At 69.3% G+C, this 23003-nt stretch carries 19 protein-coding genes; 18 read left to right on the plus strand and 1 reads right to left on the minus strand.

The genetic code is table 11. The features are described 5' to 3' along the window. Positions 1-1184 (plus strand): efflux RND transporter permease subunit (locus tag QZV97_RS13910; RefSeq protein WP_295643151.1); only part of this gene is annotated, 1184 nt, incomplete at its 5' end. Positions 1185-1233: 49 nt separating this feature from the next. Here QZV97_RS13910 and QZV97_RS13915 read toward each other — a convergent pair. Beyond that, on the minus strand, positions 1234-1629 hold the full coding sequence (locus tag QZV97_RS13915) for a YkvA family protein (protein ID WP_295643154.1): 396 nt from the start codon (positions 1627-1629) through the stop codon (positions 1234-1236). Positions 1630-1763: 134 nt separating this feature from the next. Between QZV97_RS13915 and QZV97_RS13920 the strand changes: the two genes are divergently transcribed. The 17 genes from QZV97_RS13920 to QZV97_RS14000 all read left to right on the plus strand — a co-directional run bounded on the left by QZV97_RS13920 (position 1764) and on the right by QZV97_RS14000 (position 22835). After that, positions 1764-2957 (plus strand): DUF1173 family protein, encoded by a 1194-nt coding sequence (locus QZV97_RS13920; protein WP_295643157.1) that lies wholly within the window; start codon positions 1764-1766, stop codon positions 2955-2957. Positions 2958-3057: 100 nt separating this feature from the next. Beyond that, positions 3058-4326 carry a hypothetical protein gene (locus tag QZV97_RS13925; RefSeq protein ID WP_295643160.1) on the plus strand — a complete coding sequence of 423 codons (1269 nt, stop codon included), beginning with the start codon at positions 3058-3060 and terminating at the stop codon, positions 4324-4326. After that, a complete protein-coding gene (locus tag QZV97_RS13930) occupies positions 4323-5675 on the plus strand; it encodes a metallophosphatase family protein (RefSeq protein WP_295643163.1) in 1353 nt (450 codons plus the stop codon). Before QZV97_RS13925 ends, QZV97_RS13930 begins: the two co-directional genes overlap by 4 nt. Continuing rightward, positions 5672-8155, plus strand: a complete 2484-nt coding sequence (locus tag QZV97_RS13935; RefSeq protein WP_295643166.1) for a DNA repair protein — start codon at positions 5672-5674, stop codon at positions 8153-8155. The genes QZV97_RS13930 and QZV97_RS13935 overlap by 4 nt, the downstream gene beginning before the upstream one ends. Beyond that, positions 8155-8508 (plus strand): hypothetical protein, encoded by a 354-nt coding sequence (locus QZV97_RS13940; protein ID WP_295643168.1) that lies wholly within the window; start codon positions 8155-8157, stop codon positions 8506-8508. The genes QZV97_RS13935 and QZV97_RS13940 overlap by 1 nt, the downstream gene beginning before the upstream one ends. 138 nt (positions 8509-8646) lie before the next feature. Next, positions 8647-9924, plus strand: coding sequence for a TolC family protein (locus tag QZV97_RS13945; RefSeq protein WP_295643171.1), 1278 nt, complete (start codon positions 8647-8649; stop codon positions 9922-9924). Then, a complete protein-coding gene (locus tag QZV97_RS13950; RefSeq protein WP_295643174.1) occupies positions 9921-10583 on the plus strand; it encodes a hypothetical protein in 663 nt (220 codons plus the stop codon). The genes QZV97_RS13945 and QZV97_RS13950 overlap by 4 nt, the downstream gene beginning before the upstream one ends. Positions 10584-10651: 68 nt before the next feature. Continuing rightward, a complete protein-coding gene (locus QZV97_RS13955) occupies positions 10652-11755 on the plus strand; it encodes an HlyD family efflux transporter periplasmic adaptor subunit (RefSeq protein ID WP_295643246.1) in 1104 nt (367 codons plus the stop codon). A 13-nt stretch (positions 11756-11768) separates the two neighbouring features. Beyond that, on the plus strand, positions 11769-14927 hold the full coding sequence (locus tag QZV97_RS13960) for an efflux RND transporter permease subunit (protein ID WP_295643176.1): 3159 nt from the start codon (positions 11769-11771) through the stop codon (positions 14925-14927). Between the two features lie 65 nt (positions 14928-14992). Continuing rightward, positions 14993-15367 carry a hypothetical protein gene (locus QZV97_RS13965; protein ID WP_295643179.1) on the plus strand — a complete coding sequence of 125 codons (375 nt, stop codon included), beginning with the start codon at positions 14993-14995 and terminating at the stop codon, positions 15365-15367. A gap of 108 nt (positions 15368-15475) precedes the next feature. Then, positions 15476-15754 carry a metal-sensing transcriptional repressor gene (locus QZV97_RS13970; RefSeq protein WP_295643182.1) on the plus strand — a complete coding sequence of 93 codons (279 nt, stop codon included), beginning with the start codon at positions 15476-15478 and terminating at the stop codon, positions 15752-15754. 34 nt (positions 15755-15788) lie between these two features. Beyond that, positions 15789-16262, plus strand: a complete 474-nt coding sequence (locus QZV97_RS13975; protein WP_295643186.1) for a hypothetical protein — start codon at positions 15789-15791, stop codon at positions 16260-16262. Between the two features lie 149 nt (positions 16263-16411). Beyond that, entirely contained in the window at positions 16412-17488 is a 1077-nt protein-coding gene (locus tag QZV97_RS13980; protein WP_295643189.1) for an efflux RND transporter periplasmic adaptor subunit, read from the plus strand. 40 nt (positions 17489-17528) lie between these two features. Continuing rightward, a complete protein-coding gene (locus QZV97_RS13985) occupies positions 17529-20651 on the plus strand; it encodes a CusA/CzcA family heavy metal efflux RND transporter (protein WP_295643192.1) in 3123 nt (1040 codons plus the stop codon). Beyond that, entirely contained in the window at positions 20644-20946 is a 303-nt protein-coding gene (locus QZV97_RS13990; RefSeq protein WP_295643195.1) for a DUF3240 family protein, read from the plus strand. Before QZV97_RS13985 ends, QZV97_RS13990 begins: the two co-directional genes overlap by 8 nt. After that, positions 20943-22184 (plus strand): TolC family protein, encoded by a 1242-nt coding sequence (locus QZV97_RS13995; protein WP_295643198.1) that lies wholly within the window; start codon positions 20943-20945, stop codon positions 22182-22184. Before QZV97_RS13990 ends, QZV97_RS13995 begins: the two co-directional genes overlap by 4 nt. Positions 22185-22214: 30 nt before the next feature. Next, positions 22215-22835, plus strand: coding sequence for a hypothetical protein (locus QZV97_RS14000; protein WP_295643201.1), 621 nt, complete (start codon positions 22215-22217; stop codon positions 22833-22835). The last annotated feature ends 168 nt before the right edge of the window (positions 22836-23003 follow it).

A 23003-nucleotide genomic window follows, 5' to 3' on the forward strand; every position in this document is an offset into this window, starting at 1 on the left:
ACATCTGGGTGCCGCCGATCCGCAACCGCATCGACATGCTGGCCACCGGCATCAAGAGCCCCGTCGGCGTGAAGGTGGCCGGCGCCGACCTCATGACCATCGACCGCATCACCGGCGAGATCGAGAAGGCGCTGAAGGACGTCCCGGGCGTGAGCAGTGCACTGGCCGAGCGGCTGACCGGCGGGCGCTACGTGGACGTGACGATCAACCGCGACGCGGCGGCTCGCTTCGGCATGAACATCGCCGACGTGCAGTCGATCATCACCTCGGCGGTGGGCGGCGACAACATCGGCGAGACGGTCGAAGGCCTGCAGCGCTTCCCGATCAACATGCGCTACCCGAGGGAGACGCGCGACTCGCTGGACAAGCTGCGCAAGCTGCCCATCGTCAGCGAGCGAGGGGCCCGCTTGGTGCTGTCGGACGTGGCCGACATCCGCATCACCGACGGCCCGCCGATGTTGCGCAGCGAAAACGCGCGGCTGTCGGGCTGGGTCTATGTCGACATCCGCGGCCGCGACCTGCGCGGCGCGGTGCAGGACATGCAGCGCGTGGTCGGCGAGAAAGTCAAACTGCCGCCCGGTTACTCAGTGTCCTGGTCCGGGCAGTTCGAGTTCCTGGAGCGTGCCACGGCCAAGCTCAAGGTCGTCGTGCCGTTCACGCTGCTGATCATCTTCGTGCTGCTGTACCTGACCTTCAGGCGCTTCGGCGAAGCCGTGCTGATCATGGCGACTTTGCCGTTCGCGCTGGTGGGCGGCATCTGGCTGCTGTACCTGCTGGGCTACAACCTGTCGGTGGCAGGCGCGGTGGGTTTCATTGCGCTGGCCGGCGTGTCGGCCGAGTTCGGCGTGATCATGCTGCTCTACCTGAAGCAGGCCTGGGACGCACGTGTGGCCGCAGGCAAGACCGGCGAGGCCGACCTGCTCGATGCGATCCGCGAGGGCGCGGTGCTGCGGGTGCGGCCGAAGGCAATGACCGTGGCCGTGATCCTGGCCGGCCTGTTCCCGATCATGTGGGGCACCGGTACCGGATCCGAGGTGATGCAGCGCATCGCCGCGCCGATGGTGGGCGGCATGATCACCGCGCCGCTGCTGTCGATGTTCGTGATTCCGGCGGCGTATCTGCTGATGCGCAGGCGGCGTGAGCGGCAGAACAGGGGGGTGCGCGAAGAACCGGCGGTCGCGTGAAGGTGACGGCGCGACGTCTCGGCTTCGCCGGGGAGTCCGCACGTGCGAATCAAGACCCCAGCCAGGGCTTGATGAGCCATTGCCACAGGGCAAGGCTCGCGCCGATCCAGATCGCGACGATGAGGAGTGCGCCAACCCGACTGGTCGGCTTTCTGCCCTGCTGGCTCATCCAGTGGTCCGCCTGCTCGCGGCATTCGCCGAGTACCGGAGCCGGGATCAGCCGGATGGCTGCCCAGATCAAGGCGGGCAGCAGGACCACGTCATCAAGGTAGCCCAGCACGGGAACGAAGTCCGGAATCAGGTCGATGGGACTGAGCGCGTAGGCGACGACGAAGACGGCGAGCGCCTTCGCGAGCCAGGGCACCGCGGGATGCCGGGACGCGAACCACAGCGTCACGCCGTCGCGCTTGATCCTCTTTGCCCATGCTTTCAGCCGGTCGAACACGGATACGTTCCCTTTCTCACGGCTCAGCGCCGCACCGCGACGGTTGATGGCGATTGCCCGCCAATCGCGTGGTGTTTCGGGCTGGTGCCATGGGAGCAGGGCCCTGAACGATCGGGCCCATGGACACCCAGCGATTGTCGATCCGCGGCCGCATCCTGGAGCCCGACGACCCCGCGATTCAGGATGCGCTGTCGGCTGTCTACGAAACACCGGAGCGCCCGCGCTGTCTGTGCGTGCCCGGCGGCGTCGAGATGTACGTCGCCTTTCACCGCCGCTACCTCGCCAAGCGCATGCCCGACACCGGCAGCCAGCACCATCCTTCCTGCGTGTCGTTCGAGCCTTCACCGCAGCAATCGGGTCTGGGCGAGTTGGTGGGCGACGCGGTACTGGAGTCCGAGGGGGCGGTGGAACTGCGGGTCGACTTCGCGTGGAGCCGTCAGGCCGGCGGCCACGCGCCGGGCGGGCGGACGGAAGAAGAGCCGGGCGAGATCGAGGCGCCGCGGCGGCGCATGAGCCTGCGCGCGTTGACGCACTTCCTGTTCGAGCGAGCGGGCTTCAACCGCTGGTCACCGGCGATGGCTGGCAAACGATCGCAGGGGGTGCTGCACAAGTACCTGCAGCGCGCCGCCGAGCAGGTGAGGGCGAAGGGCGTCGTCCTTGCCGAGCGTCTGTACGTACCCGAGCAGTTCAACGAAGCGACACATGCGGAAGCAGCGCAGCGCCGGCGCGAACGCCTGGGGGTGCTGCGGCCCCACGATGGCGTGGCGCCGCTGGCGGTGGCGCTGGCCGAGTTCAAGGCAGCCGAGGCCTGTCCGGGCGGCTACCGAATCTGGCTGAAGCACATGCCCGACGCGCCGCTGCTGGCGTCGGCGAAAACCTGGGAACGGATCGCGAGGACCTATGCCGCAGTGCTCGAGGCCCGCGATGCCGACCACGGCCAGCGTGTGCGCGCGGTGATCACGGCCTTGATCCGCGCGCGGCGCGAACACACCTACGAGATCGACACCGCGACCCTGCTGCTCGCCAGCGACCAGTGGATCCCGGTCGAGGGCGTGCATGAACTGCCGCTGTTGCAGGCGCTCGTCGATGCGGAGCGGTACTTCGTCAAGCCGCTGCGTTACGACGCGCGCTGCGCAGCCGCGTTTGCCAACGCTCTGCTGCTGGACACGGGTGCCGTGCCGTTGCCGCTGCATGTCCTCAGCCCCTTCATGACCCCACGCGAGCGTGAGGCCAAGGCCGCCACGCTGCGCGCAGCGGGCGGTGGCTGGGTGTGGTCCACCGACGAGCCGATGCCGGTGCTGCCGCCGGCTGCACTGCGGCGCATGTGAGGGCGGCGCGCCTCGACAAGCGCACTTGAAGCGGCGGATTCCGGCGAGAGCATGAACTCGCCGGGATGTCCCGGTGCACGCCTCGCCAAGGAGCGCCGCCATGACCGCCGCATCCGCACTGCCCACCGTCACCTTGCACGGCGGCGCCTCGACCCCGACCACCTTGCTCGGACAGGCGCCCGCACGCATCCCCACCGCCGGGAAGATCCGCGCCGGCATCAAGGTGCTGACCAAGCGCGCCGCGGGCGAACCGCGCGCCTGCGAGATCTACGAGCGCGGCCTGCGCGACGGCCACTCGTTCGACCGCATCGAACAGGCGCTCGCCGAAGCATTGCCTCAATTGAAGAACCCGCTGGTGCCGCGCAACGTGCCCTGGTTCACCGTGCGCGCGCAGGACTTCGGCAACCCGGCGCTGGCGGGCGAGCTGATCGAGGCCTACGGCGAGGACCGCGGCGAGGGGCTGCACCTGTACCGCTTCCCGGTGGTGTTCCCGTCCGACCACTGGCAGACCGTGATGCCGCACGAACTGGCGGCCTGGGGAACGCACGACAAGCGCTACTGGTCGGAGTACGCGCCCGATGGCCGCGTGCGGCACTGCATGTGCCACGCGCCGGTGCCTGTGGACGCACAGGGGCGGCGCGCCGTGCGCCTGTTCGGCGGGCGCAAGACGGTGATGCGCGAGGCCAATGGCGGCGTCTGCGAACCCGAGGCTTGCCGCGAGTATCAGCAGCGCGAATGCAACCTGACGGGCCGCTTCCTGTTCTTCGTGCCGGGCATCCGCTCGCTGAGCGCGTTCGAACTGCACACCACCAGCTTCTACGCGATGAACGCGGCGATCCAGAAGTTCGAGACCGTGGCCTTCCTGCGCGGCGGGCGCATCTCGGGATTTCTCGATCGGCAGCGCACGCCCTTCTTCCTGTCCAAGCGCCTGATGGAGGTCAGCCACATCGACGAGCAGGGCCGGGCGGTGCGGGTACCGCAGTGGATCATCGACCTCGAAGCCCCGGTGGACGTGAGCGCGCTGCTGCGCGACCGCGAGGACGACGAAGCCGTGGTCGTGCAGGCCCATGCAGCCTGCGGCGTGCTCGAAGGCGAATCCACCACGCCCGCCATGGCGGCCACCGAGGTCGCGGACGCCGAAGTGACTCCGTCGCGCGGCGAGCCGACGCTGGACAAGGTCTTGGCCCTGGCCGGCAGGCTCGGTGTCTCCGCCGCCGACTTCGAGGCCTACGCGGTGCGGCGCTGGGGGCCGGGCTGGAAACTCAACCCGCAGGGCCGGCGCCGGGCCTGGGACGAACTGGATCGCCACCGCAACGACGCGCCGGGCTACACCGACAAGGTCGCCGCGGCGCTGCGGGAGACGTCATGACCACGCGCTCGGCGCTGCGGGTGGCGCACTTCTCCGACCTGCACTACGGGCCGCGAAACCTGGCCGAGGCCGACCGGTGCTTTGGCGCGGCGATCGAGCGCGCGGTGGAGGTCGGCGTCAACGTGGCGGTGATCTCCGGCGACAGCACCGATCACGCGCTCGATCTGCACTCACCGTCAGCGGTGGCGCTCGTGTCGCGTGTTCGACGGCTGGCGGATCACTGCCCCGTGCTGATGCTCCAGGGAACCTGGTCGCACGAGCCGCCGGGCACCTTGTCCGTGTTCCGCGAACTGGGCGGGCGCCATGCCGTGTACGTGGCTGATCGAATCGGGCAGGTGGGTCTGACCACCGCGGGCGACTGGGTCGTGTCACCGGGATGGGGCTTCGACGTGCTGCCGAATGGGCTGGCGGCGCTCTTCACATGCCTGCCCTCGGTCAACCGCGCGGCGGTCGCCGCCGCGCTCGGAGCCGCCGACGCCGCCGACGCAACCGGCGAACATGTCGCGACACTGCTGCGTGGGCTCGCACCGAGCCACGCGATGGCACGCCAGCTTGGTGTGCCGACCTTGCTCGTGTCTCACGGCACGGTGTGCGGCTGCATCACCGAGCACGGCGTGCCGATGGCCGGCTTCGACCATGAGTTCACGACCGGCAGCCTGTTCGATGCGGGCGCGCAGGCGGTGCTGCTGGGGCACATTCACCGCCACCAGTGCTGGGAACGCGACGATGGCATTGGCCGCCGCTGCATCGCCTACGCAGGGTCGATCGGCCGATTCCACCACGGCGAGGCTGGCGACAAGGGCTTCCTGCTTTGGCAGGTCGGCCCCGACTCCGCTGCATGCCGCCTGGAAGCGACGCCGGCGCGGCGCACGCTCGATATCTGCTTCGACGGCAAGCCCGACCTCGCCGCGCTGCGCGCCGCGCTCGCGGCACAGCCGGTCGAGGGGGCTTGGGTGCGCCTGCGCTGGAGCGTGCCCGAAGAAGAGCGCAACGACGTCGACCGTGCCGCGATGCGCGAACTGCTGGCCGGCGCCGCGGGCGTGCAGTTCGAAGGGCGCATCTTGCCGGTGGTGCGAGTGCGTTCCGGCGGCATCGGCCAGGCCGGCGCGATGCGGGACAAGGTGGCGGCCTGGGCCGGCGTGGTCGGGGCGCGACCCGAGCCGGTGTGGTCGTGTCTCGATGAGCTCGCGGCGCACGAAACCCAACTAATCGTGGACGCCGCGTTAGCTGAACCCGAGGCGGTGGCAGGCGGCGACGCACAACGCCCCGGCATCGACGCGGCGAGTGGCTTGAAGGAAGTGGAACTGGCGGGAGACTGTCTCGAGGTTTCAACAGGAGCACACGCATGAGAGTCCATTCGCTGATGCTCAAGGGCTTTCGCGGCATCCGCGACGGCATGGGGCAGGACGTGCTGGAACTGGACTTCGAGAGCCTGGCGCCCGGCGCCGCGCTCGTGGCTATCGCGGGCGCCAATGGGCGCGGCAAGACCACCGTGATGGACAACCTGCACCCCTATCTGCTGATGCCGTCGCGGGCGTCCACGGGCGCACCCGGCGGCTTCTCGTACTACGAGCATGTCGTGCTGCCGGAGAGCGAGAAGACTCTGGTGTGGGAGATGGACGGACGGCGCTACCGCTCGCAGCTGGTGATCCGGTCCGGCGGGCGGCGCCGGACCGAGGCCTATCTGTTCGCCTGGGATGACGGCGCGTGGCGGCCCGCCGTGATCGCCGACGGCACCGTGTCGGACGGCCGCTGCGACAGCTACACGCGCTGCGTGGAGTCGATCTGCGGCAGCGCCGAGACCTTCTTCACTTCGGCGTTCGCCGCGCAGGGACGGCGCCACCTGAGCCAGTACCGCAACGCCGAGATCAAAGGGCTGCTCGCCGACCTGCTCGGCCTGGACGAGATCGGGCAACTCGGCAGCCGGGCGCAGGAGGTCGTTCGCGGACTGAAGGCGGGCTTGAGCGCGCTGCGGATGCGGCAGTCCGAACTGGCCGTCGACGAGGCGAGGTTGAAAGCCGACCTCACCAGATTACACGGCGCCGATCAGGCGGTGGCCGTGGCGGTGAAGGCCCGCGACGCGGCACGGATCGGATGCGATGCGGCCCGGCTGGCCCACGCTCGCCTGCTGGCCGAGCAATCACAGTCGTCTGCCATCGGTGAGCAACGTGCGCGGCTCGAAGACCGCCTGCGCCTTGCCGCGGCGACCCTGCAGCGATCCGAAGCCGAGTGGCAACGACTGCAGGACGATCTGCGCGAGCGGACCGAACGGCTGAATCGGCGGGTCGCTCAGCGCATCGCAAGCGCCAAGACGCGGCGCGAGGCAGCAGAGGTCCGGCTGCGTCGCTGTGCCGCACTTGTGGCCGACGCGTCCGATGTCGCCCGCGCGGAGCGGCGACTGCCACTCGCCCGGCGAGTCTTAGCCTCATGGCAAGCGCGCTTGGCGCAGGCGCGAGTCGGGGTCGAGCAGGGGACACGGGCGCGCGATGCGTGCAGCCACGCAAGGCAACGGCTCGGCGCGATCGAGCAGGCAGCGGGAAAGGCTGCGTTGCGGGCGCAGGAACTCACGCGTCGGTTCGGCCTTGTCGGGTCGGTGCCTTGCAGTGGTCTGCCGCTGCAAGGCCGCTGCCAGCTGCTGGGTGACGCCCGCGAGGCCGCCGCCTTGATGCCATCGGCGCGCGGCGAGATCGAACGTCTTGCGCAAGAACGCGCGCAGGTCCTGCGCGATATCGAGCCGCTCGAGCGGCAGGCGGCGCAGTGGCAGGGCGCCGCGGATGCGCTCCGAGACGCCGAGCGGCGTGTCGCCGCCGCCGCGAGCAGGGAGACCGCCCTGAGCGCGCTGGCCGGGCGCAAAGCCGAGCTGGTGCGCGCCCAGGAGGACCACGCGGCACTGCTGGAGGAAGTGAAGGCCTTGCAGTTGGTCGAGTCGATCCGCGAATCGGACGATGAGCGGACCGAGCGGCAGGCCATCGCTGGCGGACTGCAAGCATCCGCGCAGCAGAGGCAAGCTCGGCGCGAGGCGCATCGCGCCGAAACCGTCGCCATCGAACAAATGCTGGCGTCGCTGCCGCCACGATTCGACGTGCAACGGCTGGTGGAAGCGGCGGCGCACGTCACATCGGCCGAGCGCAGCCTCGACGGAGCGGAGCGCGCCCACTCCGCCGCGCTCGCGGACGTACACAAACGCCAGGCCACCGAAGCCGAGCGTTCGCGCCACGAGGCACGGCGATCTGCGCTCAGCGCGCACATCGACCGCGTGCAGAACCGCCTGGCCGACTGGTTGCTGTTTGCGCGCTGCATGAGCCACGATGGCCTGATCGCGCTGGCCATCGAGGATGCAGGCCCCGCGCTGTCGGGCCTGGCCAACGATCTGCTGCTGGCCTGCTACGGCGCGCGCTTCACGGTGGCCATCCGCACCCAGGTCGAAACGGCGAAGGGCGAGGCACGCGAAGGCTTCGACATCGAAGTGAATGACAGCGAGTCGGGCGATACCAAGAGCGTTGTGCTGATGAGCGGCGGCGAACGGGTGTGGATCAACGAATGCCTGACACGCGCGGTGGCGCTGTACCTCGCGCAGCAGTCGGGCCGGCGTTGCATGACCCTGTTCTGCGACGAGGCCGATGGCGCACTGGATGCCGACCGCAAGCGCATGTTCATGGCGATGAAACGCGAGGTTCTGAAGCTCGGTGGGTACGAACGCGAGTTCTTCGTGTCGCAGACCCCCGAGCTGACGGCCATGGCGGATGCAGTCATCGATCTGGACGCCATGCACGCCAATGTCCCAGCGCAACGGCCGGGTGTCGCTTGCTTCGATACACTCACGGGCTGATGCGCCGATCCACCGTCCTCTTCGTGATGCTGTTTGCCATGCTCTGGCAATCGGTGGCGCTCGCCCGCGCCGGCTCGACGGCAAATGCCCTGGCCGACCTGGGGCACGCCGCGCTGCACTGGCAGGAGGAGGGCCATCACCACCACGAGGATGGCTCGTACCACCTGGACGAGTCGAAGGAATCGGCGCAGCACGTGCTCAGCGATCACGTGAGTGCGGCAGCCGCGCTGATGGTCCCGGCCTCACACACCTTCCCACCCCCGGGGTCGGCCGCGCCTGGCGGCCTGCACGACAGACTCGTGCCCGACCCCACGCTCGACGGCCTGCTCAGGCCACCTCGGTCCCGCTCCTGACCCGCCTTCGCGGCGGGCGTCCGCTCATGGGCGCCCGGCCTTCCGCTGAACCGGCACTCCGCGCACGTTCTCGGCCGCCCCTGGCGCGCACCGAACGCGCTCACCGCCGGTCCAGGCCGTTGAATCGTCAGGATCATTGTGAAGTCTTCTCTCTGGCTGTCTGCCTGCGTCATCGCGGGCAGCCTGGCCGGCGGGCTCGTCAGGGCCCAGCCTGCCGACATCCCACGAGGCCCGAGCGCGGCGCTCCCCTCCGCATCCGGCCCGGCGGCCGGCACCGTCAGCCTTCGCACGGCCCTGGACGCCGCATGGCAGCGCGCCGTCGCGGCGCGCGAGAGTGATGGCCAGCGCCGCCGCGCCGAGGCCGATCGTGCCTCCACGGGCAGCTTCTGGGCTGCGCCACCGTCGCTGGCACTGGGCCACCGCGACGACCGCCTGCAAAGCAACGCCGGCAAGCGCGAGACCGAGATCGGGGTCGCCGTTCCGCTGTGGCTGCCCGGCCAGCGGGCCGCCCGCTCGGGTACCGTCGAGGCCGCGGTGGCTCAGGCACTCGCCGCGGAACAGGCGGCGCGCCTGCGCTTGGCCGGCGAAGTGCGTGAAGCCGCATGGCAACTGACGGCCTCGCAGTCCGAGCTCACTCAAGCCGACACCCAGGCTCAGGCGCTGAAGCAACTGGCCGACGATGTCGAGCGTCGCGTGCGCGCCGGCGATCTCGCACGTGCGGACGCCCTGGCCGCTCACGCCGAGCAGCTGTCGGCGTCCGCGCTGCAGTCCGACGCACGCCAGCGCCTGCAGGCGGCGCGAGCCCGCTGGACCTTGCTCACCGGGCTGACCGCCGGGCCGGACCTGTCGGCTGCGACGCCGGCCGATGCAGCGCCGGTAGGCACGTCGCCGCATCCGGAGCTTCAACTGGCAGGCCAGGCCCGTGAACTGGCGCGCAAGCGGGTGGAACTGATGCGCCACTCACGGCGCGATGCGCCCGAGCTGAGCGTGGGAGTGCGGCAGGACGTCCCCGGCCGGGCCGAGGGCTCGCAAGGCAGCCTGGTCGTCGGCCTGCGCCTGCCCTTCGGCACCGACGACCGCAACCGGCCGCTGGAAGCGGCGGCGCTCGCGGAACTGGACGTCGCAGAAACCCACGAGCAACGCCTGCGTGAGCGCATCGACAGCGACATCGCCGCCGCCCGGGAGGCGCAGCGCTCGGCCGAGACCCAACTCGATGCCGAGACCGCGCGTGCGGGCCTGCTGCGCGAGCGCGCCAGCCTGATCGACAAGTCCTTCCGTGCCGGCGAGACCCCGTTGCCCGACCTGCTGCGTGCGCTGGCCGCCGCGGCGCAGGCCGACAGCGCAGTGGCACGCCAGACCGGCGCGCTGGGCCTGGCCCGCGCCCGACTCCAACAAACCCTCGGACTTCTTCCATGAGCTCACTCACCGATCGCATTGCCTCGCGGCACCCACTGCCCAGGGCACCCAGGGCGTTCTGCGCCATGCTGCTGATGACGAGCGCGTTCGTCATCGCAGCGCCGGGTGCCCACGGCCCCAATGGCGAGCATCTGGACAGCCCGACGACGATGCGGGCCGCATCGGCCCTGCCGCGCATCGAAGCCAAGTCCGAAGCCTTCGAGCTGGTCGCCGAATTGCGTGCCGGCGAGTTGGTCATCGTGGTCGACCGCTACGAAACCAACGAGCCCGTGCTGGGTGCAAAGCTCGAAGTCGAGAGCGGATCGCTGAAGGCCGCGGGCGTGTTCCGCGCCGAGCAAGGCGACTATGTCGTCACCGATGCGGCCATGCTCAAGGCATTGGGCGCTGCCGGCGAGCACGGCCTCGTGTTCACGCTGGTGGCAGGCAAGGACAGCGACTTGCTCGATGGCACGCTGGTGAACACCGGAGGTCGCGCTGCGGCCGCCGTTGCGACGAGCGATCACGGACACGCCCCAGGCAACGATGCCCACGGACACAGCCATGAGCTGGAGCGCGCAGCCTGGATCGGCGCCGGTGCCGCAGCCCTGGCTCTGATCGGTGGCATCGCCTGGTGGCGCCGACGCCGCCGCGATGCTGGCAAGCCGCAGGGGGGCCTGTGATGAAGCACAAGTCCTGGTGGTTCGGCGGCGGCCTTGGCCTGCTGGTTCTCGCGGCGCTCGTCGCCTGGATGCTTCTGGTGTCTCTGGCGTATGCAGCCCCGGGCGCGCATGGCCCGAACGGCGAGCACCTCGACGCACCCGGCGCCGCGGTCAACGCTTCCGGTCTGGCGCGGCTGCCCGACGGCAGCGTCAACGTGCCCAAGCTCGCGCAGCGGCGCATGGCCATCCGCACGGTGCTGGCGCCGGAGTCCGACGCGGCCGCCACGGTCGAGATGCCGGGCAGGGTGGTGATGGACCCGAACGCCAGCGGGCGTGTGCAGGCGGTGTACGGCGGGCGCATCGAGCCTGGGCCGAGAGGGCTGCCGGTCGCTGGCCAGTCCGTCAAGCGTGGCGAGGTGCTGGCCTACGTACGCCCCAGCGCCGAGCCCTACGCCGTGGGCACGCAGCAGGCCCAGCTGGCCGAACTGCGTGCGCAGCGGCAACTGGCCGAGCAGCGCGTGCAGCGACTCGAAGGCCTGGAAGGCACGGTGCCGCGCAAGGAGATCGAGGCCGCGCGCAGCGAAGCGACGAGCCTGGCCGAGCGCGAGCGCAGCATCGGCGGCAGCCTGGTGGCGCGCGAAACACTGACCGCGCCGGTCAGCGGCGTCATCGCCCGCGCGGATCTCGTTGTCGGCCAGGTCGTCGAGCCGCGCGACGTGCTGTTCGAGGTGGTGGACCCGGCGCGCATGCTGGTGGAGGCGACCACTGCCGATGCGGCGGTGGCTGCGCGTGTCGCCGGTGCATCGCTGCAGGGTGTGCCCGAGGTGACGCTGCGCCTGCTCGGGGTATCGCGCTCGCTGCGCGACGGCGTGCTGCCGCTGACTTTCGCCGTCACGCCGGCAGAGCCGGGCGCAGCTCAGCGCGAATCCCTGCCTTTGGCGATCGGCCAGCCGGTCACCGTCGTGGCGCAGTCGAAGGAGCGCATCAAGGGCGTGGTGCTGCCGGCCCAGGCCGTGGTGCGCAACCCGTCCAACGAACCCATCGTCTGGATCAAGTCGGGCGCCGAGCGCTTCATCCCGCAGCCGGTGCAGTACCGGCCGCTGGACGCGAGCACGGTCGTGGTGACGCAAGGGCTGAGCGCGGACAACCGCGTCGTGGTCCAGGGCGCGCCGCTGATCGCGCAGATCCGCTGAGCGAGGAACGATCATGTTCAACTGGATCGTTCGCTACAGCCTGCGCAACCGCCTGTTCGTGCTGGCGGTGGCGGCGCTGTTGATGGTCTACGGCGCGATGACGGCCTGGCGCACGCCGGTCGATGTCTTCCCCGACCTCAACAAGCCGTTGATCACCGTGCTCACCGAGGCGGGCGGCATGGCGCCGGAAGAGGTCGAGCAGCTCGTCACCTTCCCGCTCGAGACCGCGCTCAACGGCATGCCGGGCGTGACGCGCGTGCGCTCGACCTCCGGCGTGGGCCTGTCGCTGGTCTATGCCGAGTTCGACTGGGGCACCGATATCTACCGCAACCGCCAGTTGGTGGCCGAGCGGCTGGCGCTGGTGCGCGAGCAGATGCCGGGCGACATCACGCCGGTGATGGGACCGGTGTCGTCGATCATGGGCGAGGTGATGCTGGTGGCCTTGCCGCTGATTCCCGGCGACGGCAAGTCGCCGGTGGCCACACCGATGCAAGCCCGTGAGTACGCCGACTTCGTGCTGCGCCCACGCCTGCTGTCGATCCCCGGCGTGTCGCAGGTCATTCCCATCGGTGGCGAGGTGCGCACCTTGCGCGTGGCACCCGATACCGCGCGCATGGCGCAGTTCGGCGTCTCGCTGTCCCAGGTCGAGCAGGCCTTGAAGGGCTACGCCGGCAACGCCGGCGGCGGCTTCATCGACCTGAACAGCCGCGAGTACCTGATCCGCCATCTGGGCCGCAGCAACCGGGCCGAGGACCAGGCGGCGAACTTGGGTGGGGTGGCCGTGGCCTGGAAGGAGGGCCGTGCCATCCTGCTCGAGCAGGTCGCGACAGTCTCGTTCGCGGCCGGCCTGAAGCGCGGCGACGCCGGCTACAACGGTCTCCCGGCGGTGGTGGTCAGCGTGCAGAAGCAGCCCGATGCCGACACGGTGAAGCTCTCCGCGCAAATCGAGGCGGCGCTCTCCGAACTGAAGCAGGGCCTGCCGCCGGGGCTTGCCGCGCCGCGCGTGCTGTTCCGCCAGGCCGACTTCATCAAGGCCTCGATCGGCAACGTGACCGAAGCGCTGCGCGACGGCGCCATCATGGTCGCCATCGTGCTGTTCGCCTTCCTGCTGTCGGCGCGCACGACGGTGATCTCGCTGGTCGCGATCCCCCTGTCGCTGGCCGTCACCGCGGTGGTGTTCCAGTGGCTCGGGCAGTCGATCAACGTGATGACGCTCGGCGGCCTGGCGATCGCCATCGGCGAGCTGGTCGACGACGCGGTGGTGGGCGTCGAGAACATCGTGCGCCGGCTGCGCCAGAACCGCAGCGCGCCGAGCCCGCTGCCGGTCTTCGACGTGGTGGAGCGGGCCAGTGTCGAGGTGCGCTCGGGCATCCTCTACGCGACGATCATCGTCGTGCTGGTGTTCGTGCCGCTGTTTGCGCTGCCGGGCATCGAAGGGCGGCTGTTCTCGCCGCTGGGCATCGCCTACATCGTGTCGATCCTCGCGTCCATGCTGGTCTCGATGACGGTGACGCCCGCGCTCTGCTACTACCTGCTGCCGAAGATGAAGCGGCTCGACCACGGCGACAGCCCGCTGGTGTCGTGGCTGAAGCGCCAGGACGGCAAGCTGCTGGCCTGGTCGTTCCCGCACGCGAAGATGCTGATCGCGATCGCCGTGCTGGCGGTGGCCGGCGCCGCGGCCACGGTGCCCTTGTTCCCGCGTGCCTTCCTGCCTGCCTTCAACGAGGGTTCGCTGGTGCTGGGCCTGGTGATGCAGCCGGGCACCTCACTGGCAGAAGCCAACCGCGTCGGCTCCGTCGCGGAGACGCTGATCCGCGAGGTGCCCGAAGTCACTCAGGTGGGCCGCCGCACCGGCCGCGCCGAGCTCGACGAGCATGCGGAAGGCGTGCACTCGGCCGAGATCGACGTCGACCTGAAGCGCAGCGAGCGTGACCGCGAGACCATCATGGCCGACATCCGCGAGAGGCTCTCGTCGTTGCCGGTGCAGGCGACCATCGGCCAGCCCATCAGCCACCGGCTCGACCACCTGCTCTCTGGCGTGCGTGCGCAGATCGCGGTGAAGATCTTCGGGGACGACACCGACACGCTGCGCGGCCTGGCCGAGCAGATGCGTGGCCAGCTGGCGGCCGTGCCCGGGCTGGTCGACCTCACGGTCGAAAAGCAGGTGCTGATTCCGCAGATCAGCGTGCGGCTGGACCACCGCAAGGCCGCGCAGGTGGGCCTGGCGCCGGGCGAGGCGATCCGCGTGCTGCAAGCGCTGACCGATGGCGCGCATGGCGCGCAGATCGTCGACGGGCCGCGCCGCTACGAACTGGTGCTGCGCCTGCCCGACAACCAGCGCACGCCGCAGGATTTGGCGCGCACGCTGATCGACACGCCGGCGGGGCGCATCCCGGTGTCGGCCATCGCGACCGTGGAAGAGACCGACGGGCCGAACCAGATCGGGCGCGAAAACGGCCGCCGCCGCATCATCGTCTACGCCAACACCGATGGTGGCGACATGGGGCGGGTGATTGCCGACATCCGCAGGGTCATCAACGGCACACCGCTGCCCAGCGGCAACTTCGTCAGCCTGGAGGGGCAGTTCCAGGCCCAGGAGCAGGCCACCCGGTTGATCGCGGGCCTGTCGGTGGTGTCACTGGCGCTGATGTTCCTCGTGCTGTACTCGCGCTACCAGTCGGTGGTGCTGGCCGGCATCATCATGGCCAACATCCCGCTGGCGCTGATCGGCTCGGTGGTGGCGATGTGGATCGCGGGCGTGAGCCTGTCGGTGGCGTCGATGGTGGGCTTCATCACGCTGGCCGGCATCGCCACGCGCAACGGCATCCTCAAGATCAGCCACTACATCAACCTGTGCAAGTTCGAAGGCGAAACCTTCGGCCAGGCCATGATCGTGCGCGGCTCGCTGGAGCGGCTGACGCCGGTGCTGATGACGGCGCTGGTGGCGGCCTTTGCGCTGACGCCGCTGCTTCTCGCCGCCGACGCGCCGGGCAAGGAGATCCTGCACCCGGTGGCGGTGGTGATCTTCGGCGGCCTCGTCAGCTCGACGCTGCTCGACACCTTGCTCACGCCGGTGCTGTTCTGGCTGTTCGGCGAGAAGGCGACGCAGCGCCTGACCCAGCCTGAAGCCGAGGCGCCGCAGGGCGCCGCCGGCACCCAGGAAGCCTATTGAGATGACATCAGGCCCGGCGGCGCCGCCTGTTCCAGAGCGCCGCACCCTCGCAGGAGATCGAAGAGATGATGAAGAAACTGTTGACCGCGGTCGTGCTGGGCCTGTCGGCCCTGTCTTTCAATGCCGCATTCGCCCACGGTGGCGGCCCTGCCAAGCATGGTGGCGTGGTGGCGACCTCCAGCGACCTGTCGTTCGAACTCGTCGCCGATGGCGGCAACGCCGTGATCTACGTCGAGGACCATGGCAAGCCGATGGCGCCCGCGGGCATGAAGGGCAAGCTCACCGTGCTGAACGGCGCCGAGAAGTCGGAGGCCGAACTGGTGGTCGCGGGCGACAAGCTCGAAGCGAAGGGCGTGAAGCTGGTCAAGGGTGCCAAGGTCGTCGCGGCGCTGGTGACGCCGGCGGCAAAGGCCATCACCGTGCGCTTCACGGTGCGCTGAGCCACGGTTCGGGAATGCTTGGCGGCGCCGTCGTATGCATGGCAGGGCAAGGGCTGCCCGTCGCGAATCTGTCACGCCGTATCCTCTCCACTAGGATAGGATATCGATATGGCGGAAACCGGACTCCACGTTTCGCATGACGCTGTCGCAAAACGCCTCAAGCGGGCCCATGGTCATTTGCAGAACGTGATCGACATGTTGTTGGAAGATCGTGCCTGTCTTGACGTGGCGCAGCAGTTGCATGCTGTCGAGCGTGCTGTCGCTGCGGCAAAGAAGCAACTGATTCATGACCACATCGATCATTGTCTCGACCACGCCCTGGGTGCACCCGCTACGTCGTCGCGGCAGGCGCTGGGGGAGTTCAAACTCATCACCAAGTACCTTTGAGCCGACCGCGCTCACCACCTGACCCGCGTCCGCCATGACACCGACAGCCCAGCCGCCCGAGCACCAGCGTCCCCGCGACGCCGCGGCGCTGCTGCGTCTGGTATTTTGTTGGCTGCTGGTGGCGGTGCTGGCTGTCGATCTGGTCACTTCGCCGCTGCATGCGCACCGCCACGACGGAGAGTGGTCGGCCGGTGCAGGCTTGGTGGCGTCCGCAGAACATCCGAGCGATCTGTTCGGTGCAGACAGCGTCGGCGTCCCCACGCATGCCGACCCGGACGAGGGGCCTGGTATCTCGCATTCGATTTCGGCCTTGCGCAGTCCGACCGACGTGATGGTCGATGCGCAGCCCTCGGATGAATCTGCTCCTGCGGCGCACTGGTTCGTTCCGGACCAGTCGTCGCCGGGTCATGCCGTTGCATGGGTCTGGCCACCAGACGGGCACCGAGCGGGAGCTGATGCCTTCAAGAGCCTGCCGCCCCACGGCAGGGCGCCGCCTCTCCACGCCTGAAGCCGCCGCAGCGCCGCCGGCGCTGCGCTAGCACTCGCCCTGCCATCGGGGCGAGGCCTTCTGCCCGTGGAGTTCCTATGTCTGCCCACCTTTGTTCGCGCGGCGCCTTGCGCGCCGCTGTCTGCCTGTCCCTTGCTCTGAGCAACGCCGTGCTGGTGTCTGCCCTGGCCGCCGAACCCAATGCCGAGTTCGCCGTCTCCGCCGCGCAGATGAAGACGCTGGGCGTCACGCTGCTCAAACTCGAACAACCCGCCGCCATCGCCGGCATCGCCTATGCCGCCAAGGTGACGTTGCCCCCGGGCCAGGAACAGATGGTCAGTGCGCCGGTAGCCGGTGTGGTGGATCAGTTGCTCGTCGGCGAGCAGCAGGCCGTCAAGGCCGGCCAGCCGCTGCTGCGGCTGAACAGCCCGCAGTTCGGCGAGATGCAGCTCAAGCTGCTCGAAGCCGCCAGCCGGGCCCGGTTGTCGCAGCAGACCTTGCAGCGCGAGAAGGCGCTGCTGACCGAAGGCATCATCCCCGAGCGGCGCGTGCAGGAGGCCGAGGCTGCGGCGCAGGACGATGCCGCGCGCCAGCGCCAGGCCGAGGCGGCGCTTCGGCTGGCGGGTATCGACGCAGGCTCGATCCGACGCATCGCCGCAGGTGGCACGGTGCAGGACGGCGTGGTGGTTCGGGCCCGTGCCGCCGGCGTGGTGCTGGGCGTCGACATCAAGCCCGGCCAGCGCGTGCAGGAGGCCGATGCACTGCTGCGCCTGGCCAGCCTGCAGACCTTGTGGCTGGACATCGCCATGCCGGCCGACCGCCAGCCGGCCACGCTGTTGAAGGACAACAAGGCCGCGGCGATCGAGATCGTGGGCCGCGATGCGGTGGCCATGCCCTTGTCCGTGGGCGCCATGGTCAGCGACAGCCAGACCGTGACCCTGCGTGCACGCGTCACGCGCGGCGCCGACCGGCTGCGCCCCGGCGAGGTGGTGCAGGCGCGCGTGCCGTTTGCGGCCAACGCTGCCGGCTGGGCGCTGCCGCTGCAGGCGCTGGCACGGCAGGACGACCAGGCTTACGTCTTCGTGCGCACCGACAAGGGCTTCATCGCCCGGCCGGTGAGCGTGGCATCGAGTGCCGGCGCTTCGGTGCAGGTCACCGGCGAGCTCAAGCCCGGACAGGAGGTGGCGACCGCCTCGGTCATCGCGCTGAAGGCGGCGTGGCAGGGCAAGAGCGGAGGTGACAAATGAACACCCTCCACACGCCGCTTTCCACGACGGGAGCCCGGCCATGCTGAACCGTCTCGTGCAATTCGCGCTCACGCAGCGCCTGTTCGTTCTGCTGGCTGCCGTGCTGCTGGCCGGTTTCGGCTGGTATGCATTCCGCACGCTGCCCATCGACGCCTTCCCCGACGTGTCGAGCACGCAGGTGAAGATCATCATGAAGGCGCCGGGCATGACCCCGGAGGAGATCGAGAGCCGCATCGCGGTGCCGATCGAGGTCGAGATGCTGGGCATCCCGAAGCAGCGCATCCTGCGCTCGGTGACGAAGTACGGCCTCGTCGATGTCACGGTCGACTTCCAGGACGGCACCGACCTGTACTGGGCGCGCCAGCAGGTGGCCGAGCGGCTGAACAACATCGTCGGCGACCTGCCTTCGGGCATCACCGGCGGCATCGCGCCGATCACCACCCCTTTGGGCGAGATGTTCATGTTCACGATCGAGGCACCCCAGCTCACGCTGGAGGAGCGGCGCAGCCTGCTCGACTGGGTCATCCGCCCGGCGCTGCGAGCCGTGCCCGGCGTGGCCGATGTCAACGCCCTGGGCGGCAAGGTGCACAGTTTCGAGGTGTTGCCCGACCCGGCCAAGCTGCAGGCGCTGGGGCTGTCGATGGCGCAGATCAAGACCGCCGTCGAAGCCAACAACCGCAACGATGGCGCCGGCCGCCTCGGTGAGGGCGGCGAGGTGCTGTTGGTGCGCACCGAAGGCAGCATCAAGACGCAGGACGATCTGCGTGCGGTGGTGGTGGCGCGAAAGAACGGCACGGCCGTGCGCCTGGGCGACGTGGCGCTGGTGCGAGACGGCAGCACCACGCGCTACGGCGTCGTCACCATGGATGGCAAGGCCGAGGCCGTGCAGGGCCTCGTGCTGGGCCTCGCCGGTGCCAACGCGCAGCAGGTGGTGAATGGCGTGAAAACAAAGATCACCGAGCTGCAACCCACGCTGCCGGCAGGCGTCACGCTGAAGGTCTTCTACGACCGCGCCTCGCTCGTCGAGAAGGCCGTGGGCACGGTCTCGAAGGCTCTGCTCGAGGCGACCCTGATCGTGCTGGTGCTGCTGGGTGCCTTTCTGGGCAATCTGCGCGCCGCCGTGGCCGTGGCGGTGGTGCTGCCGCTGGCGGCGCTGGGCACCTTCATCCTGATGCGGGGCTATGGCATGTCGGCCAACCTGATGAGCCTGGGTGGTCTGGCCATCGCGCTCGGCATGTTGGTGGACGCGGCCATCGTCGTGGTCGAGAACATCGTGCAGCACCTGGGCCGCGAGACCGCCGGCGGCAAGCTGCCGCGGCTGCATATCGTGCTGCGCGCAGTTCGCGAGGTGGCGGTGCCGGTGGCGGCGGGCGTGCTGATCATCGTGACCGTCTTCTTGCCACTGCTGACGCTGCAGGGCCTGGAGGGCAAGTACTTCGTGCCGGTGGCGCTGACCATCGTGTTCGCGCTGGCGAGTTCGTTGGTGCTGTCGCTGACGGTGATCCCGGTGCTGGCCTCGTTTCTGCTAGAGAAGGTGTCGCATGACGAACCCTGGCTGCCGCGCCAGTTGCTGCGCCTGTACGAACCGGTGCTCGCCTGGGCGCTGAAGCGGCAGACGGTGGTCTTCGTCGCGGCGGGGGCCCTGCTGGTGCTCGCGGCCGGCGTCTATACCCAGGTCGGCAAGACCTTCCTGCCCGAAATGGACGAAGGCGACATCATCGTCGGCATCGAGAAGCTGCCATCGGTGAGCCTGGAAGAGACCGCGGCGCTGGACCTGATGGTTCACCAGACGCTGATGAAGAACATCCCCGAGATCACCGGCGTGGTGGCGCGCGCCGGTTCCGACGAGATCGGCCTCGACCCGATGGGGCTGAACCAGACCGACACCTTCCTGGTGCTGAAGCCCCGTGCGGAATGGCAGATGGCGAGCAAGGACGCGCTGATCGATCGCATCCGCGAGGTGCTCGACCAGATGCCCGGCATCAGCTACAGCTTCACGCAGCCGATCGATATGCGCGTGTCGGAAATGATCATCGGGGTGCGCGGCGACCTTGCGATCAAGATCTTCGGCCCGGACCTCGCCAAGCTCAACGAGCTGGCGGCGCAGATCGAGGGGTTGATGAAGACGGTGGCGGGCAGCCAGGATGTCTACACGGTCGAGAACGACGGCGTGCAGTACCTGCGCGTGGTGGTGGACCGCCTCGCGGCCGGCCGCTACGGCCTCTCGGTCGAAGACGTGCAGGATGCGCTGCGCGTGCAGGTCGAGGGCCAGCGCGCCGGAACCGTGATCGACGGCAACCAGCGCATCCCCATCGTGATCCGCGGGCCGGACATGGTCCGGCTCTCACCGGCCGATTTCGCCGCGCTGCGCATCGCCACGCCGGACGGGCAGAACGTGCCACTGGAGACCCTGGCCAAGCTCACCCGAGAAAGCGGCCCGGTGAAGATCGACCGCGAAATGGGCAGCCGCTACAGCGTGGTCATCGCCAACGTCACCGGGCGTGACCTGGTGGGCTTCGTCGACGAGGCCAAGGCCAAGGTCGGCGCCGAAGTGAAGCTGCCGACCGGCTACCGCATCAGCTGGGGCGGCCAGTTCGAGAACCAGCAGCGTGCTGCGGCGCGCCTGGCACTGGTAGTGCCGCTGGCGATCGGCTTCATATTCCTGATCCTGTTCTCCACCTTCGGCTCGGTCCGGCAGGCCTTGCTGGTGTTGAGCAACATCCCGTTCGCGCTGGTCGGCGGCATCGTGGCGCTTTGGGTCACAGGCGAATACCTGTCGGTGCCGGCCTCGGTGGGCTTCATCGCGCTGCTGGGCATCGCAGTGCTCAACGGCGTGGTGCTGGTGAGCTACTTCAACCAGTTGCACGCGGAGGGGCATGACCTGCTCATCAGCGTGACGCAGGGCGCGCGAAGGCGCTTGCGACCGGTGCTGATGACGGCTTCGATCACGGCTTTCGGCCTGATCCCGCTGCTGTTTGCCACCGGGCCGGGCTCGGAGATCCAGCGGCCGCTGGCCATCGTCGTGATCGGCGGCCTGATCACCGCGACCGCGCTGACGCTGATCCTGCTGCCCATCCTCTACCTGCGCTTTGCCCATCCGCGGCCGGGTTCGCGCGCGGCCGAGCGCGAAGCTGCCTTGCCCACGGAGGTCGCCCATGGCTGACTTTTGCCTGACCCTGATCTGCCCGCCGACGGTGGAGGAGAAGCTGCTCGACGTGTTGCTGGCGCAGGCCGGCGGCGAGGTCTTCACCAGCACGCCGACCCACAGCCACGGCAGTGGCCAGCAGCGGCTCAGCGCCACCGAGCAGGTGATGGGCCGCAGCCGAGCGATCCAGATCAACGTGCTGCTGACCAACGAGGAACTCGGGCAGCTGCGCGACCTGCTGCAACGCGACTTTGCCGGCACCGGTGTTCGTTACTGGGCCACGCCGCTGGCCTTCGAAGGGGAGTTCGCATGAAGCAACAGGGACTGGCGGGGATCGTGGCCCTGCTGATCGGCACGGCGGCTGCCGCACAAGGCGTGGCGACACCGAGAGACTTGCCCTCGACCGAACTGGCCGTGGCCTGGATCGACAAGGATCCGGCCGTGATCGAGGCGCGGCGCGCCTTGGCTGCCGCCGGCCACGGCGCCGCCGTGCTGGCCGCCGGCCCGTATGAGTGGACGGCCAACGCCAGCACGCAGCGGCGCAACGTGGGCGGTGTCGGCAACACCACCGAGTGGTCGGTGGGGGTCGAGCGCGGCATCCGCATTGGCGGCAAGGCCGGGCTCGACCGCCAACTGGGCGATGCCGATATCGAGACCGGCCGTGCCCGGGTGGGCGACGCGCGTCGCGAGGTGGCGCGCGCCTTGTCGGATCTGTGGCTCGACTTGCAGGCAGCCCATGGCGCCCAAGCGCTGCTGAAGGAACAACTGTCGTTTGTCGAGTCCAACCTGGCCGCCGTCGACAAGCGCAAACGTGCCGGCGACGCCTCGGCGCTGGACCTCAGCATCGCGCAGTCCGACCTGGCCGAGGTGCGGCGCCAGGCCAGCCAGGCCGATTCTGCGCTGGCCAAGGCGCGCGCCAAGTTGAAGCTGCGCTTCCCGGAGGCCTCGCTGGCGCCGGGAGCGTTCTCTGATCCGACCGATCCGCCATGGCCCGAGGCCCGCTGGCGCGAGCGCATTCTTTCTGGAGCCGGCCCGCTTAAAGTGGCCGAAGCCCAGCTGCGCAGGGCCGAGCTGGCCGCCTCGCGGACCCGGGCCGACAAGGTGGCGGATCCGACCGTGGGCGTGTTCACTTCGAACGAAGCCTTTCGCAACGAGCGAGTGGTCGGCATCAGCGTCAGCATCCCCTTCGGCGGCACGGCGCGTGAGCGGCGGCTGCAACAGTCGCTGCAAGAGGTGGAGGTGGCACGCGCGGCGCTCGACCGCACCCGCCAAGGCATCGAGATCCAGATCGCCGAGACCTTTTCGGACGCCGTAGGCGGCGTCGAGCGCTGGCGCATCGCCGAGCGGGGCGCCGAGGCCGCGCGCGAGAGCGCCCGCCTGACCCAACGCGCCTACACCCTTGGCGAGGTGGACCTGCAATCGCTGCTGCTCGTGCGCCGGCAGTCCCTGGACGCCCTGCGCGCCGCGGGTGAGGCGCGCGCGGAGGCCTTGCGGTGGAACTATCGCCTGCTGATCGACGCCCAACTGGTCTGGGATCTGGCGAATGACTGAGCGCCGGTTTCCCGCGACAAGAGTCCGTGCATGAACACGACGGCCATCGCGACCCCTGCGGGCTGCGCCGCGCATATCGATTCGATCAAGGAGCATCGCATGATCTCTCGGAGACGCCTCTTCTTCTGCGCTGCAGCAGCGCCCGCCTTGCTGATCGGCTGTGCCAGTGCGCCCGAGCCCCGCAGCGTCGACGGCCGGACCTACTGCATGTCGACGGTTCGAACGCGACGTACGGTCTGTACTCCCGAACCTGTCCCTTCTGCGGCCTCGGAGGCCGACGCCAAGCGCTTCGGGGTGACTCCCGGCGAGCTCACGGTGTACGTGGTGCGATCTGCCTGGACGGATGCGGTTCGCCCGCTGACCGTGACGGTGGATGGCGCTGCGCAAGTCGGAACATTGCCGCGTTCGCTGATCCGGCTGCGCCTGCCGCCAGGGGAGCACCAACTCGCCTTCGAATGGAACGGGCGAGTTCATGGCTTGACCGTCGCCGGGGAGGCGGGGGAACTTCGCGTGGTCGAACTGGCTGGCTCGTCGGTGCCCTTGGGCCGCGAGTACCACTGGTCGGACGCCGATCCAGCCGGAGCGAAGCTGCGCGCGCGCGGCACACGCCTTGTCGCGGACCTGCGATGGGCGGGCTCGGAGCCTCGATGACGCGGCGCGGCGCGGCTCGTGCGTGTCGCCCGGGAGGTCAGTCCACCGAGTTCAACTCGGGCTTGGCAGCCTCCGTCGCGCCGTGGAAGGAGATCGAAGCGGTGAAGATGAATCGGTTGAGCGCAGTCGCGACGCCGGCTGCAATAGGCGAACATGCTCGCTTCACCG

The sequence above is a fragment of the uncultured Methylibium sp. genome (genome assembly GCF_902826655.1).
Taxonomy (GTDB): Bacteria; Pseudomonadota; Gammaproteobacteria; order Burkholderiales; family Burkholderiaceae_C; genus Methylibium.